The organism is Planobispora longispora (assembly GCF_016863135.1).
Lineage (GTDB): Bacteria > Actinomycetota > Actinomycetes > Streptosporangiales > Streptosporangiaceae > Planobispora > Planobispora longispora.
Genome location: NZ_BOOH01000069.1, coordinates 52,618 through 66,795 on the forward strand (window position 1 = coordinate 52,618; position 14,178 = coordinate 66,795).

General features: G+C 70.6%; 15 protein-coding genes. 9 read left to right on the top strand and 6 right to left on the bottom strand.

Annotation, left to right across the window (positions count from 1 at the left end; translation table 11 throughout):
- Positions 1-72 precede the first annotated feature (72 nt).
- Positions 73-279: a hypothetical protein gene (locus tag Plo01_RS37590; RefSeq protein WP_203895564.1), complete on the top strand. Its 207-nt coding sequence runs from the start codon at positions 73-75 to the stop codon at positions 277-279.
- A gap of 218 nt (positions 280-497) precedes the next feature.
- On the opposite strand, the gene Plo01_RS37595 is transcribed toward Plo01_RS37590, so the two are convergent.
- A complete protein-coding gene (locus Plo01_RS37595) occupies positions 498-1,496 on the bottom strand; it encodes an aldo/keto reductase family protein (RefSeq protein WP_203895565.1) in 999 nt (332 codons plus the stop codon).
- Between the two features lie 64 nt (positions 1,497-1,560).
- On the opposite strand from Plo01_RS37595, the gene Plo01_RS37600 reads away from it, so the two are divergent.
- Positions 1,561-2,916 (top strand): SMI1/KNR4 family protein, encoded by a 1,356-nt coding sequence (locus Plo01_RS37600; protein ID WP_239317847.1) that lies wholly within the window; start codon positions 1,561-1,563, stop codon positions 2,914-2,916.
- 136 nt (positions 2,917-3,052) lie between these two features.
- On the opposite strand, the gene Plo01_RS37605 is transcribed toward Plo01_RS37600, so the two are convergent.
- Complete coding sequence (locus Plo01_RS37605; protein ID WP_203895567.1) at positions 3,053-3,661, bottom strand: DUF3043 domain-containing protein; 609 nt, start codon at positions 3,659-3,661, stop codon at positions 3,053-3,055.
- 172 nt (positions 3,662-3,833) lie between these two features.
- On the opposite strand from Plo01_RS37605, the gene Plo01_RS37610 reads away from it, so the two are divergent.
- The 3 genes from Plo01_RS37610 (at position 3,834) to Plo01_RS37620 (ending at position 7,592) form a co-directional block, all read left to right on the top strand.
- The gene (locus Plo01_RS37610; RefSeq protein WP_239317849.1) at positions 3,834-4,676 is read left to right on the top strand and encodes a PspA/IM30 family protein; all 843 of its coding nucleotides are present in this window, start codon (positions 3,834-3,836) and stop codon (positions 4,674-4,676) included.
- Positions 4,673-4,951: a PspA-associated protein PspAA gene (gene pspAA, locus Plo01_RS37615; RefSeq protein WP_203895569.1), complete on the top strand. Its 279-nt coding sequence runs from the start codon at positions 4,673-4,675 to the stop codon at positions 4,949-4,951. The genes Plo01_RS37610 and pspAA overlap by 4 nt, the downstream gene beginning before the upstream one ends.
- A gap of 199 nt (positions 4,952-5,150) precedes the next feature.
- The gene (locus Plo01_RS37620) at positions 5,151-7,592 is read left to right on the top strand and encodes a serine/threonine protein kinase (protein ID WP_203895570.1); all 2,442 of its coding nucleotides are present in this window, start codon (positions 5,151-5,153) and stop codon (positions 7,590-7,592) included.
- Positions 7,593-7,752: 160 nt separating this feature from the next.
- On the opposite strand, the gene nadA is transcribed toward Plo01_RS37620, so the two are convergent.
- The gene (nadA, locus tag Plo01_RS37625) at positions 7,753-8,907 is read right to left on the bottom strand and encodes a quinolinate synthase NadA (protein WP_203895571.1); all 1,155 of its coding nucleotides are present in this window, start codon (positions 8,905-8,907) and stop codon (positions 7,753-7,755) included.
- A 181-nt stretch (positions 8,908-9,088) separates the two neighbouring features.
- Here nadA and erpA point away from each other — a divergent pair, with 181 nt between their 5' ends.
- Entirely contained in the window at positions 9,089-9,442 is a 354-nt protein-coding gene (gene erpA, locus Plo01_RS37630; protein WP_203895572.1) for an iron-sulfur cluster insertion protein ErpA, read from the top strand.
- Positions 9,443-9,652: 210 nt separating this feature from the next.
- Positions 9,653-10,639: a carbohydrate kinase family protein gene (locus Plo01_RS37635; RefSeq protein ID WP_203895573.1), complete on the top strand. Its 987-nt coding sequence runs from the start codon at positions 9,653-9,655 to the stop codon at positions 10,637-10,639.
- Positions 10,640-10,721: 82 nt separating this feature from the next.
- On the opposite strand, the gene Plo01_RS37640 is transcribed toward Plo01_RS37635, so the two are convergent.
- The 3 genes from Plo01_RS37640 to Plo01_RS37650 are packed head-to-tail and all read right to left on the bottom strand — an operon-like array spanning position 10,722 to position 12,642.
- Positions 10,722-11,189: a CBS domain-containing protein gene (locus Plo01_RS37640; protein ID WP_203895574.1), complete on the bottom strand. Its 468-nt coding sequence runs from the start codon at positions 11,187-11,189 to the stop codon at positions 10,722-10,724.
- A gap of 18 nt (positions 11,190-11,207) precedes the next feature.
- On the bottom strand, positions 11,208-11,477 hold the full coding sequence (locus Plo01_RS37645) for a sulfurtransferase TusA family protein (RefSeq protein WP_203895575.1): 270 nt from the start codon (positions 11,475-11,477) through the stop codon (positions 11,208-11,210).
- A 28-nt stretch (positions 11,478-11,505) separates the two neighbouring features.
- The gene (locus Plo01_RS37650; protein ID WP_203895576.1) at positions 11,506-12,642 is read right to left on the bottom strand and encodes a cysteine desulfurase family protein; all 1,137 of its coding nucleotides are present in this window, start codon (positions 12,640-12,642) and stop codon (positions 11,506-11,508) included.
- A 208-nt stretch (positions 12,643-12,850) separates the two neighbouring features.
- Between Plo01_RS37650 and ctaC the strand changes: the two genes are divergently transcribed.
- Both ctaC and Plo01_RS37660 read left to right on the top strand, forming a co-directional pair.
- Positions 12,851-13,606, top strand: coding sequence for an aa3-type cytochrome oxidase subunit II (gene ctaC, locus Plo01_RS37655; RefSeq protein ID WP_307837426.1), 756 nt, complete (start codon positions 12,851-12,853; stop codon positions 13,604-13,606).
- On the top strand, positions 13,603-14,178 hold a 576-nt coding region (locus tag Plo01_RS37660; RefSeq protein WP_203895578.1), incomplete at its 3' end, for a cbb3-type cytochrome c oxidase subunit I. The genes ctaC and Plo01_RS37660, both read left to right, overlap by 4 nt.

The window sequence follows — 14,178 nt, forward strand, 5'->3', positions numbered from 1 at the left end:
GGCATGCGGAATAGTAGGGTTCGCTGAGCCGCCGGGGTCGATGGCGGGAACCCGCGAGAAGGGGCGTATGGCATGGCGTGGCGCTGGCGTTACGAGAACGCGGGCGGTGGCGAGCTGACCGGTGGCGGCCTGCCGGACGACACGTTCCCGAACCAGGCCGACGCGGAGTCATGGCTCGGCGAGAACTGGCGCAGCCTGCTGGAGGCCGGGGTCGAGCAGGTCTCCCTGCTGGAGGACGGCCGGCCCGAGTACGAGGGGATGTCGCTGCGCCCCGAGTGAACCCGCCGGGCGTCCCCGGTCGACGAGCCCACCGGAAGTTTCGGACAGGCGAGCCCGCCGGGGGTTCCGGACGGGTGAATCCGCCGGGCAGGCCGGATGGACGAATCCGCCGGGCGGGTCTCTGAACGGACCGCTCCGGGCGGGCGTCCGGCGGCGCGAACCCCCGGGCCGCGCAGCCCCGTAGAGGCCGCGCGGAGGGGCTCACGCCGTCGGCGCCGCTACGGGCGCTTGGCGGGGCTGACGGTCTTGGCCGGGTCCCGCTCGACGATCGGGTCCAGGGCGGCGTCGATCCGCTTCATCACCTCGGCGTCCAGCTTCACGCCGGCGGCCTTGACGTTGTCGCGGACCTGCTCCGGCCGGGTGGCGCCGACGATCGCGGAGGACACGTTCGGGTTCTGCAGCACCCACGCCACCGCGAGCTGGGCCATGGTCAGGCCGAGGTCGGCGGCGATCGGCTTGAGCTCCTGGACGCGGGTGAGGACGTCGTCGGTCAGCATGCGGGAGATGAAGTTGCCGCCGGTCGGGTCGGTGGCCCGGGAGCCGGCGGGCGGCGGCTGGCCCGGCAGGTACTTGCCGGTGAGCACGCCCTGCGCGATGGGGGACCAGACGATCTGGCCGAGGCCCTCCTTCTCGCACAGGGGCACGACCTCGGCCTCGATGACCCGCCACAGCATGGAGTACTGCGGCTGGTTGGAGACCAGGCGGTCGAAGCCCATCTCGTCGGCGATCTTCAGGGCGGCGGCGATCTGCTCGGCGTTCCACTCGCTGACGCCGACGTAGAGGACCTTGCCCTGCCGTACGAGGTCGTCGAAGGTCTTGAGGGTCTCCTCGAGCGGAGTCTCGCTGTCGAACCGGTGGGCCTGGTAGAGATCGACGTAGTCGGTCTGCAGGCGGCGCAGGGAGCCGTGGACGGACTCGGTGATGTGCTTGCGGGACAGGCCGCGGTCGTTGGGGCCGGGGCCGGTGGGCCAGTAGACCTTGGTGAAGATCTCCAGAGACTCGCGGCGGACGCCCTTGAGCGCGCGGCCGAGCACCTCCTCCGCCCTGGTCCCCGCATAGACGTCGGCGGTGTCGAAGGTGGTGATCCCCTCGTCGAGCGCCGCCTTCACGCACTCCCGGGCGGCGTCCTCCTCGACCTGGGAGCCGTGCGTGATCCAGTTGCCGTAGCTGATCTCGCTGACCATGAGACCGCTACGGCCAAGGTGACGGAATTCCATGCTTCGACCCTAATGGGCACTCGCCGGTGATCTGATTCGGGATACCCTGCCCGGCGTGCTGCGGATGGTCACTTCTCGATGGGTACGGCTCGCGCTCGCGGCCGTCGTGACGGCGGTGGTCGTGGCGGCGGTCCTGCGCCTGCGCGGGTTCCGCCGCGTCCCGGCGGACCGGGATCCGCGGACGTCCGGCGGGACCCCGCGGACGTCCGGCGGAGTCGCCCGGGGCGGGAGGGGCCCGGCGGACGCCGGAGCCTCGCCGGGGACGCTCGCGGGTGCGGGTGCGGGTGCGGGTGCGGGTGCGGGTGCGGAGGCGGGGGCCGTGTCGCAGCCCCCGGCGCCGTGGCCGCCCGTCCCGATCCTCGGCGTTCCCACGGCGGCCGACCTGGCCCGCTACGCCACCGAGCGGTACCAGCCGGAACCGCTCCCGCCGCGCGTGCCGCGCCCGCCGCTGGGCGAGACCGCCCGCCGCCGGCTGGTCCGCTGGGGCGGCGCCGCGATCGCGCTGTGCCTGCTGGTCTTCGCCGCCCAGGCCCTGGAGACGGCGGTCTTCTCCAAGCCCCATCCCTTCTCGGAGACGGAGCACGAGGGGATCTACGGCATCGGCGTCGAGAACCTTCCCGGCGACCGCAGCTGCGGCCCGTCCGAGGTGCGACCGGACGGCACGTCGCACGTGTTCTGCACGACGGTGACGTTCGGGCGGCCGCCGGACGGGGGCGACGGCCCGGCTGAGACGCCGCCCCCGGACGAGGACTCCTCCGGCGGTGATCCGCAGTGGTCCGGGACCGGGCCCGGAGGCGCGGCGCCCGACGACGACTGCCGTCCGGGGACCGGGCGCGCGGCGGTGCGGGGAATCGACCCGCGGGTGACCCGGGCGGTGAACCGGCAGTGGAGGCGGATCGAGCGGTGGCTCGAGGCCAACGCGCCCGAGAGCCGTCGCGCGCTCCCCCCGCCCGCCCGCGCCGGGACGATCGCGGTCGCCGAGATGCAGATGGGCCTGCTCTTCCCCGACGACCTGCGGGCCTCCCTGCTGCGGCACGACGGGATCGCCTCCGGGAGGACCTTCCGGTTCTTCCTGTACCAGGGCATGGACGTCCGCGGCATCCGCGACGCCTGGCGCATGCTGTGCGGGGTCGACTCCCAGGACTACGGCGATCCGCGCGGCGACTGGTGGGACGGGCGGATGATCCCGGTCGGCGAGGACGGGCTCGGCAACCACCTGGTGGTCGACTCGGTCCGGCGCGACGTCGGGGAGACCGACCACGAGGGGACCATGGTCTTCGCGCCCGGGGGCGTCCGGATCCGCTCCTACCACGCCCTGCTGAAGCTGACGGCCGACGCTCTGGAGACGGGCGGGACCGTGGGCCACTGGAAGCCCGTCGCCGTCGACGGCTGGCTGGACTGGGAGATCGTCGAGGACTGAGGCGGTCCCGCGCACGCGAAACAGGTGGCGGCCCGGAAGGGCTGGAGCGCAGCCCGGACGGGGCGGTCCCGCGCATGAGAAGGGCCCCGCCGTCCCGTGACGGGACGGCGGGGCCCGGGCGCTGTCGGTCGTTACTTCACTTCTTCGGCGGGACGGGCTTGCCGCCGGGCAGGAGCTGGGGCGGCGGGAAGCGCAGCTTGCGGATCTGCAGGGCGCGCATCGCCGCGTAGAAGCCGACGCCCTTGAGGCTCTCGCCGGGGAACTTCTCGGCGGCGAGCTTCTTGACCTTCCAGGACACCCAGACCGAGGTGAGCACGACGCCGACCATCATGATCGGCCAGGCGATGGTGATCACCGCCGCGTAGACGTAGTTGCGGACGGAGCCGGGGAAGGGGACCCAGGTCAGCAGCAGGATCACCAGCGAGAACGGCAGGAAGTACTGGCTGACGAGGCGGCGGGAGTCGACCCAGTCGCGGGCGAACTTGCGGACCGGGCCGCGGTCGCGGGCCGGGAAGTAGCGCTCGTCGCCGCGCGCCATGCCCTGGCGCGCCTTGGCCCGGTCGGAGGCCTGGCGCTCGCGCAGCTGCCGGTAGGCCTCCTTGCGGTCACGCGGGGCGTTCACCGGCTGGCGGCGGCGGCCTTCGGCGTCCCGGCGCTTGGGGGTGGGGCGTCCCTTGCCCTCGGGCTTGGACTCGGTGACGGGCGTCGGGGAGTCGTCCCCGGTGGTCTGGGTACGTCGGAACACAATGCCAGCCTACCGGGACTGCAACTTAGTGACGCCCCCGTGCGTTATGCGTAGGGTGAACCTATGTGGCTCCGCCGCTTTTCTTACGGGGGGTCGGAATCACAGGGGTGACCCGAAGCGCATTTGAAGAAGGGGACGGCCGACGCGCATGAGCGTGATGAAGAGACTTTCCATGATCTTCAAGTCCAAGGCGAACAACGCCTTGGACAAGCTGGAGGATCCGCGCGAGACCCTGGACTATTCCTATCAGCGGCAGCTGGAGCTGCTGCAGAAGGTGCGCCGGGGTGTGGCCGACGTCGCGACCTCGCGTAAGCGGGTCGAGCTGCAGATCAACCAGATCGAGGCGCAGGCGCGCAAGCTTGAGGATCAGGGGCGCAAGGCCCTCGGGGTGGGCCGTGAGGACCTGGCGCGGGAGGCGCTGACCCGTCGCAGCAGCCTGCAGACGCAGATCGCCGACCTGAAGGTGCAGCACGACAACCTGCAGGCCGAGGAGGAGAAGCTCACCACCGCCTCGCACCGCCTGCAGGCCAAGGTTGACTCCTTCCGCACCCGGAAGGAGACCATCAAGGCCACCTACACCGCCGCCGAGGCGCAGACGCGCATCAACGAGGCTTTCTCCGGCATCTCCGAGGAGATGGGCGACGTCGGTCTGGCCATCCAGCGGGCCGAGGACAAGACCGCGCAGATGCAGGCGCGGGCCGGCGCCATCGACGAGTTGCTGGCCAGCGGTGCGCTCGACGACTTCAGCGGGTCGCGCGGCGACGACATCCAGGCGGAGCTGGACCGCATGGGCGGCAGCGCCGACATCGAGCTGGAGATCGCCCGGATGAAGGCCGAGCTGGGCCAGGGACCGGCACCCAAGAGCGCGATCGAGTCCGGGCCGCCGCAGCAGGCGCAGCAACCGCAGCAGCAGTACCAGCAGCAGGCGCAGCCGTACCAGCAGCAGCCGGTCCAGGACGACTCCTACCAGCAGCCGCCGACCCAGCAGTACCGCCAGCCCGGGGAGGGACAGTGATCGTTCGAATCATGGGCGAGGGGCAGATCGAGATCGCGCCCGGCGACCTGGCCGTGCTCAACGATCTGGACGGGCAGCTGGAGGCGGCGATCGAGGCCGGGGACGAGGAGACGTTCAGGACCCGCCTGCACGCCCTGCTGGACCAGGTCCGCCACGTCGGAAAGGCGCTTCCCGACGAGAGCCTGGAGCCGTCCGAGCTGATCCTGCCCCCGGCCGACGCCTCCATGGAGGAGGTCCGGGAGATGCTCGGCGACGAGGGGCTCATCCCCGGATAGGACGAAGGCCGGTTCTCTTCTCCGAGTTCCGCGCGCGGGCCGTACGGCGCAGGCCCGGTCGTCAGGACCGGGTCTGCCCGCCGATCGCCCTGGCCGGAGCCCCTGCGGGACACAGCGGAAAGCTACCAAGAAGTGATTCCCCTGTTGGCTGAACCCGGCAGTACCCTCGCTAGATTCAATGGGACACAAAAATCCCTAAATGGAGGGTTTCGTTATGCCGGATCTTGCGCCTCTGCGGCCCGGGGATCCCGAGAGGGTGCGGGAGTACCGGCTCACCGCGCGACTCGGGGAGGGCGGCCAGGGAACGGTCTACCTCGGTGAGTCCCCGTCCGGGACGCGTGTGGCGGTCAAACTGCTCCGCGCCGATCTCGCGCAGGACAAAGAAGCTTTGGAACGTTTCATCCGCGAGGTCAGCACGACCCAGCGGGTCTCCGCGTTCTGCACGGCCGCGGTGCTGGAGACCGGAGTCGAGGACAACCGCCCGTTCATCGTCAGCGAGTACATCGACGGCCCCACTCTCGACGCGGTCGTGCACGCGGAGGGACCGCGCACGGGTTCCGGGCTGCACCGGCTGGCGATCGGCACGGTCACCGCGCTCGTCGCGATCCACCAGGCGGACATCGTGCACCGCGACTTCAAGCCGTCCAACGTGCTGCTCGCCTCCGACGGCCCCCGGGTCATCGACTTCGGCATCGCCAAGGCCCTCGACCGGACCTCGACGCTGACCGCCACGGCGATCGGCACCCCCGCCTACATGACCCCCGAGCAGCTCGCCGGGGAGGCCGCGGGTTCGGCCGCCGACATGTTCGCCTGGGCCTGCACGATGATGTTCGCGGCCACCGGGCAGCCGCCGTTCGGCACCGACAGCCTCCCCGCGATCTTCAACCGGATCATGAACATGGAGCCGGACCTGTCGGGGATCGCCGACGCGTCCCTGCGCGAGCTGGTGGGCCACTGCCTGGACAAGGACCCGAAGCGGCGTCCCACGGCGAGCGAGGCGCTGATGCGCCTGCTCGGCCACACGGCCCCCGGCGGGCAGGGCTCGCCGCCCCCCGTCTCGCCCCGGGGCATCCTCATGGAGGGCTCGGCCGCCGCGGCCGAGCAGACCGGGCCCGAGGGGTACGGGCACCCGGGGGCTCCCCAGGGGTATCCGCCGCACCAGACGGGTCCGGGAGGGTTCCCGCAGCAGTCGATGCCCGGCGGATACCCTCCGCACCAGACCGGGCCCGGCGGGTTTCCGCAGCCGGCCGGTCCGGGGGGATACCCGTACCAGACCGGCTCCCAGACTCACCCCCCGCACCAGACGGGCCCCGGCGGGTTCCCGCAGCAGGCCGGTCCGGGAGGCTACCCGCAGCAGGGCGGGTACGGGCCCCAGGGCGGCCCCGGCGGCTACCCGCCGCACCAGACCGGTCCGGGAGGGTTCCCGCCGCACCAGACCGGCCCCGGAGGGTTCCCGCCGCACCAGACCGGCCCCGGAGGGTTCCAGCAGCCGTACGGCATCTCGTCGCAGGCCACCACGCCGCACGCGCCGGGGGCGCGGACGCCGGCGCCCCCCGGCGGAGGCGGGAACGGACGCGTGCGGCGGGTCTGGGTCGCGGTCGGCTCCGGGCTCGTGGTCGCGCTCATCGCGGTCGTCGTCGCGCTGGTGGCGCGCGGCGGCGGCACGCCCGATCCGACCCCCACCCCGCAGGCGGGCGACACCGGCAAGCCCTCCGCCACGCCGGAGCCGACGGTGCCCCGGGCCGAGCGGCAGATCAAGCTCCCGGACAGCTCGGTGACGATCCACGAGAGCGACGAGGACCCGGTCATGCTGAGCTCCTACAGCCTGGCGGGCAGCGCCGAATACCGTCTCTACGTCCGCAAGGCCGGCACCCGCGAGTTCGTCAAGAACGACGCCTACTTCGAGTACGCGCTGAACGCCGCCGGAACCCAGGCCCTGGCCACCGACCGGACCTACGACTCGGAGAACTACGGCCTCGTGTCGATCGTCGACCACAAGACCGGCTCGGAGACCGATGTGAGGACCGCCAAGTCGCCGGTCTACCCGATCTTCCCGCAGTGGTCGCCGGACGGCAGCAAGGGGCTGGTGACGCTGTACGAGGAGGCCGGCGAGAAGGACAAGCCGTACGGCTTCGCCATCATCGACGTCGCCACGAAGAAGGCCAAGGTCGTCCGCGTGAAGGAGAAGGACGCCGGGACCTGGAGCTACTTCTGGCGGGGCGACAGCCGCGCGGTCGGCACCTGGGCGATCGACGGCAAGGTCCAGCGCATCCGCTTCTACGACCCGCAGAGCGGCGTCGTGCTGCAGACCCTGCTGGACGTGGGCACCCCGCTCACCGTCGAGAACGACGACATCAACCCGTCCGGCACGCTGCTGATGACGTACTGCAAGGGGACCGAGAAGGAGATCTGCGTCTGGTCCACCGCGGCGGACGCCGAGCCGACGGCGCGGATCCCGTTCGAGACCAAGAAGGTCATCGGCTGGTACGACGACAACCACATCGCGGCCTGGCGGGCCAAGGGGTCCGGATACGAGGCCGTGGTGATCGACTTCAAGGGAGAGGTGAAGCGGGTGCTCGCCGAGGCCGCCAACGCCCAGGAGTACGAGACGCTGTTCGTGCGCTACACCAGGGAGTCCTGACCGGGGAGTCCTGACCATGGAGTCCTGATCAGGGGAGGACGGGACCCCGGCCCGGGGAGAGACGCGACGGGCCCCCGGCGATGCCGGGGGCCCGTTCACGTCGCCGGGGATCGAAGCCCGCCGTGGGGCGACCGGGACAGGGGATCCGGGAGGCGGGGGATCAGGGGAGGGCGAGCATCCGGTCGAGGGCGACCTTGGCCCAGTGGGTGGTGTCGGCGTCCACGGTGATCTGGTTGACGACCTGACCCGCGGCGAGCGACTCCAGCGCCCACACCAGGTGCGGCAGGTCGATGCGGTTCATCGTCGAGCAGTAGCAGACGGTCTTGTCCAGGAACGTCACGTGCTTGTCGGGGAACATCGCCCCGAGCCGCTTGACGAGGTTCAGCTCGGTGCCGACGGCCCAGGAGGACCCGGCGGGGGCGTCCTGGAGCTTGTTGATGATGTACTCGGTCGAGCCGACGTGGTCGGCCTTGACGACGACCTCGTGCTTGCACTCGGGGTGGACCAGCACGTTGACGCCCGGGATGCGCTCGCGCACGTCGTCGACGTTCTGCGCGGAGAAGCGGCCGTGCACCGAGCAGTGCCCGCGCCACAGGATCATCTTCGCGTCGCGCAGCTGCTGGACGGTCAGCCCGCCGTTCGGCCGGTGCGGGTTGTAGACGACGCAGTCGTCCAGCGACAGGCCCATCTCCAGCACCGCGGTGTTGCGGCCCAGATGCTGGTCGGGCAGGAACAGGACCTTCTCCCCGCGGGAGAACGCCCAGTCCAGGGCCCGCCTGGCGTTGGAGGAGGTGCACACGGCGCCGCCGTTGCGCCCGCAGAAGGCCTTGATGTCGGCGCTGGAGTTCATGTAGGTGACCGGGACGGTGACGTCGGCGATCCCGGCGTCCTCGAGCGCCTCCCAGCACTCCTCGACCTGGTCGAAGGTGGCCATGTCGGCCATCGAGCACCCGGCCGCCATGTCGGGCAGCACGACCCGCTGCGCGTCGCCGGTCAGGATGTCGGCGGACTCGGCCATGAAGTGCACGCCGCAGAAGACGATGTACTCGGCCTCGGGCCGCGCCGCGGCCTCCCGGGCGAGCTTGAACGAGTCGCCGGTCACGTCGGCGAACTGGATGACCTCGTCACGCTGGTAGTGGTGGCCGAGCACGAAGACCCGGTCGCCGAGCGCCGCCTTGGCTCGCCGCGCGCGCTCGACCAGCGCCGGGTCGGAGGCGGGCGGCAGCTCTCCGGGGCAGTCCACCCCGCGCTCGCTGTGCGCGTCGGCGCCCTGGCCGAGGACGAAGAGTGGAAGCCCGGTCTCGGTGGTCGTCACGACCACACCCCCTTATCGTCGAACTGACGACTAATGATGACACATGGATTGCGGCATTTATTCCGGGGGTGGGGACATGGAATGTGTGGCAGTGGACAGGTGTTGGTAGCGTCTAAGAAGGACGTCAGAAACAGACGGCCGCCCCGGTCGGGGCGGCTGACGCAGACGCGGGAGTCACCACATGTCGGTTGAGAGCAGCGAGACCACGGCGCAGGGCCTGATCCTGAGTGACGCGGCCGCGGCCAAGGTCAAGAGCCTGCTGGAGCAGCAGGGCGAGGAGGGCCTCCAGCTGCGCGTGGCCGTGCAGCCGGGTGGCTGCTCCGGCCTGCGCTACCAGCTCTTCTTCGACGACCGTTCGATGGACGGCGACATCGTCACCGACTTCAACGGTGTCGGCGTCGTCACCGACCGGATGAGCGCGCCGTACCTCATGGGCGCGACCATCGACTTCGTCGACACGATCGAGAAGCAGGGCTTCACGATCGACAACCCGAACGCCACCGGCTCCTGCGCCTGCGGCGACTCGTTCAACTAACGGCGCGGTCCGCCCGGCCGGCGGACAGGCCACCGAGCCCTGTCCGGTGAGAGGTTCCTCACCGGGCAGGGCTCTTCTGTCGTGCCGGCCTCACGGCCAGGGCTCTTCCGCCGTGCCGCCCTCGCCGCGCAGGGCTCTGCGGTGCCGCGACTTCGCGTATTCTTGCCAGGCTCATTTCCCGAAGATGCTGACAACGAGGAGAAGGATCCCGTGCGCATCGCCATCACCGGCTCCATCGCGACCGACCACCTGATGACCTTCCCGGGGCGCTTCAGCGACCAGCTCGTCGCCGATCAGCTGCACCGGGTCTCCCTGTCGTTCCTCGTGGACGACCTGCAGGTCCGCAGGGGCGGCTGCGCGGCCAACATCTCCTTCGGGATGGGCTGCCTGGGCCTGTCGCCGATCCTCGTCGGCGCCGTCGGCACCGACTTCGCCGACTACCGCTCCTGGCTGGAGCGCCACGGCGTCGACTGCGCGTCGGTCTACGTCTCCGAGACGTTCCACACCGCCCGCTTCCTGTGCACCACCGACGAGGAGCACAACCAGATCGCGTCGTTCTACACCGGCGCGATGGCCGAGGCCCGGCTGATCGAGCTGCAGCCGATCGCCGACCGGGTGGGCGGGCTCGACCTGGTGCTGGTGAGCCCCAACGACCCCGACGCGATGCTCCGCCACACCGACGAGGCCCGCCAGCGCGGCATCCCGTTCGCGGCCGACCCGTCCCAGCAGCTGGCCCGCATGCCCGGCGAGGACATCCGCCAGCTGGTCGACGGCGCCGCCTACCTGTTCGGCAACGACTACGAGAAGGGCTTGATCGAGCAGAAGACCGGCTGGTCCGACGAGGAGATCCTCGGCCGGGTCGGCGTCCGCGTCACCACGCTCGGCCCCAAGGGCGTCGTGATCGACCGCGAGGGCGAGCCGTCCCTGCACGTCCCGTCGGCTCCCGAGCTGGGCAAGGCCGACCCCACCGGCGTCGGCGACGCCTTCCGCTCCGGCTTCCTGGCCGGGCTGGCCTGGGGCCTCCCGCTGGAGCGCTGCGGCCAGATCGGCAACCTCACCGCCACCCACGTGCTGGAGCGCGTCGGCGGCCAGGAGTACGAGCTCCGCCAGCAGGTCTTCGTGGAGCGCTTCGCCGCCGCCTACGGCGCCGAGGCCGCCGCCGAGGTGGCCCAGAACGTGCGCTGCCACTACGCCTGACGCCGGCCTGCGCCTCCTGAAGATTTTGCCGTACGGCCCGGCCCGCGCGCCGGGACGGGCCGCACGGCGGCGCGAGACGGGCTCAGACGCCCGCGTAGACGCGGTGGACGAAGTCGGCCAGCTGGTCGTCCGGAAGGTTCTTGGCCAGGTCGGCCTCACTGATCATGCCGATGATGCGCCCGTTCTCGATCACCGGCAGTCGCTTGATCTGGTTCTGCTCCATCTTGGAGAGGGCCTCCTCGATGCTGGCGTCCGAGGCGACCCAGACCAGCCCGGTGGCCATCTCCCCGGCGGTGACCTGGGAGGGGTTCTTCCCCTGGGCGATGCACTTCACGACGATGTCGCGATCGGTGATGATGCCCTTCAGACGGTCGTCGGGCCCGCAGATCGGCAGCGCCCCGACGCCGAGCTCCTCCATGAGCTGCGCGGCCCGTTCGAGTGACTCATCCGACTCGATGCACTTGCAGCCGGGATTCATCACGTCCTTGGCGGTTTCTGCATTCACGCCGTTTCCCCCCGAAACGTGTGGTGGATTTCCAGGGGGGCTCATACCCACTTTTCGGGCATGTCAGTAGTTGCGACGGACATGAATCGCCCAACCGCCCTGCGGCAGCTCGTAGCTGGCCACGTGGTGGTGCGACTTCAGGCGGCACCAGGCCGGGATGTCGGTGAACGCGGCCGGGTCGTCGGCGAGGACGGAGACGATCCCGTTCAGCGGGACGTGGTTGATCCGCTCGGCGAGCATGATGATGGGGATCGGGCACTTCTTGCCCAGGGCGTCGATGGTCAGCGCCGGAGCCTGACCGACGTCCTCCGCGGAGGTCTGCCTGGGCGTCATCCCGTTACTCACTCCCCGAATTCTCCGATCACAGCTTCACTCCCGCCTCTTCCCGGATCCTGCGGACGGCGTCCGGCAGGACGGAGAGGAAGCGGTCGACGTCCGCCTCGGAGGTGCCACGGGGCAGCGATACCCGGACGTTCCCATGCGTAAGCACGCCCATGGCCTCCAAAACGTGCGATGGACGAAGCGTACTCGCCGTGCAGGAACTTCCGGACGATACGGAGAATCCGGCTCTGTCGAGTTCGGTGAGCAGCGCCTCGCCCTCCACGTAGAGGCAGGAGAACGTGACGATGTGAGGGACCCTCGCGACAGGCTCGCCGATCACCTCGACGTCCGGGACGAGCCGGGGCACCTCCGCGCGGACCCGGTCGACCAGGGCCGCCAGGCGGGCGCCCTCCCGCTCGGCCTCGGCCGCCACGGCGCGCAGCGCGGCGGCGGCCGCGACGATCGCCGGGACGTTCTCGAAGCCGGGGACCCTGCGCCGCTCCCGTTCGTCCTCGGGCAGCGGGCTGCGCCACCGGGTGCCCTTGCGGACGGCGAGCACGCCGACCCCGGCCGGGCCGCCCCACTTGTGCGCGCTGGCGGCCAGCAGCGACCAGCCCGGCGGCACGGGCGCGCGGCCCGCGGTCTGCGCGGCGTCCACCAGCAGCGGGACACCCGCCGCGGCGCACAGCTCCGCCGCCTCGGCGACCGGCTGGGCGGTCCCGACCTCGTGGTTGGCGCTCTGCAGGCAGGCCAGGGCCGTGCCCTCCGCGCGGACCGCCGCGCCGAACGCCTCCAGATCGACCACGCCGGTACGGCCGACGCCGACCGTCTCCACCGAGCCGCCCCCGGCCTCGTGGACCTGTCCGGCGTGCAGGACGCTGGAGTGCTCCACGGCCGAGACGACCAGGCGGGAGCCCGCCCGGCGCCGCCCGCGCAGGGCTCCCAGGACGCCCAGGTGGACCGCCTGGGTGCCGGAGGCGGTGAAGGACAGCTCGTCGGACCGGCAGCCGAGCACCTCGGCGATCTCGGCGCGCGCCTGTTCCAGTAACATTTTTGCCCGGCGCGCGGGGCCGTACAGTCTCGCGGGGTCGGCCCAGCCGGCGTCGAGCGCCGCGATCAGAGCCTCACGCGCCTGGGGATGCAGCGGCTCGGTGGAGGCCGCGTCGAAGTACGCCACTCCCCAATCGTCGCACCGTGCACGACACAATCGGGGGCTGCGCGGGAGGGCGGCCGGTGGCCGCGCTAATGTGTCCCCCAGCGTAAAGCTGTGAACTGCAAAATGAACATACGACCGCCCAGGAGCGACTCCTGGGCTTCATCTGTGGGGTAGGCGATCCGTGAGTCCGACCCGCCGTTCTGCACGGCGTCCGTTGGCCCGCCGCCGGGTGCCACGCACTGCCGCTCTGGCGCTGCTGCTGGTGTCCGCGACGGCGTGCAGTGCTGAAGACTGGAAGCGCGGTGGCATGCCCGAGGGCATCACCGAGCAGTCCGAGGTCGTCCAGAGTCTGTGGAACGGATCCTGGATCGCAGCCCTCGCCACCGGTGTGGTCGTGTGGGGACTGATCCTGTGGTCCGTGGCGTTCCATCGCAAGAGGAAGAACTCCACCGAGGAGCTGCCGCCCCAGGTGCGGTACAACCTCCCGATCGAGATGCTCTACACGATCGTGCCGCTGATCATGGTCAGCGTGCTGTTCTTCTTCACCGCGCGCGACCAGAACTACCTCACCGACATGTCGGCCAAGCCCGACGTGACGGTCAAGGTCGAGGCGTTCCAGTGGAGCTGGCGTTTCACGACCGAGGCCGCCGGCAAGACGGCCGAGGTCGTCGGGGTCCCCGCCGACAACTACAAGGCTCAGGAGGCCCCCGAGCTGGTGCTCCCGGCGGGCAAGCGGGTCCAGTTCAACCTCTCCTCGCCGGACGTCATCCACTCCTTCTGGGTCCCGGCGTTCAAGTTCAAGCTGGACGTGATCCCGGGCGTGGACAACCGCTTCCAGGTCGTGACGCTGGACAAGACCGGCACCTTCGCCGGTCGCTGCGCCGAGCTCTGCGGTGTGGACCACAGCCGGATGCTCTTCCGTGTCAAGCTCGTGACGCAGGCCGAGTTCGACCAGTACATCGCTAGCCAGGCGGGTGCCCAGTGACCACCGAACGCATCGAATCCGCCCCCGCGCGGGTGACGACCCGCAAGGGTTCGATCATCGCGAAGTGGGCGTCGTCCACCGATCACAAGATCATCGGGCACCTCTACCTGATCACCTCGTTCGTGTTCTTCCTGATCGGCGGCGTCATGGCGCTGGTCATGCGGGCGGAGCTGGCCCAGCCGGGTCTCCAGCTCACCAGCAACGAGCAGTTCAACCAGCTGTTCACCATGCACGGCACGGTCATGCTGCTGATGTTCGCGACGCCGCTGTTCGCGGGCTTCGCCAACGAGCTGATGCCGCTGCAGATCGGCGCGCCGGACGTGGCCTTCCCGCGCCTGAACATGGTCAGCTACTGGCTGTTCACCTTCGGCAGCACCATCGCCATGTCGGGCTTCTTCACCCCGGGTGGCGCGGCCAGCTTCGGCTGGTTCGCCTACACCCCGCTGTCGAACGCGATCAGCTCGCCCGGCATCGGCGGCGATCTGTGGATCATGGGCCTGACCATCAGCGGTCTGGGCACCATCCTCGGCTCGGTCAACTTCATCACCACGATCGTCTGCATGCGCGCACCA

Bases quoted from the DNA above. Each gene is read 5' to 3' on its own strand.
- Plo01_RS37590 (WP_203895564.1), top strand. From the start codon at position 73: ATGGCGTGGCGCTGGCGTTACGAGAACGCGGGCGGTGGCGAGCTGACC.
- Plo01_RS37595 (WP_203895565.1), bottom strand. From the start codon at position 1,496: ATGGAATTCCGTCACCTTGGCCGTAGCGGTCTCATGGTCAGCGAGATC.
- Plo01_RS37600 (WP_239317847.1), top strand. From the start codon at position 1,561: ATGGTCACTTCTCGATGGGTACGGCTCGCGCTCGCGGCCGTCGTGACG.
- Plo01_RS37610 (WP_239317849.1), top strand. From the start codon at position 3,834: ATGATCTTCAAGTCCAAGGCGAACAACGCCTTGGACAAGCTGGAGGAT.
- Plo01_RS37620 (WP_203895570.1), top strand. From the start codon at position 5,151: ATGGAGGGTTTCGTTATGCCGGATCTTGCGCCTCTGCGGCCCGGGGAT.
- erpA (WP_203895572.1), top strand. From the start codon at position 9,089: ATGTCGGTTGAGAGCAGCGAGACCACGGCGCAGGGCCTGATCCTGAGT.
- Plo01_RS37640 (WP_203895574.1), bottom strand. From the start codon at position 11,189: ATGAGCCCCCCTGGAAATCCACCACACGTTTCGGGGGGAAACGGCGTG.
- Plo01_RS37645 (WP_203895575.1), bottom strand. From the start codon at position 11,477: ATGACGCCCAGGCAGACCTCCGCGGAGGACGTCGGTCAGGCTCCGGCG.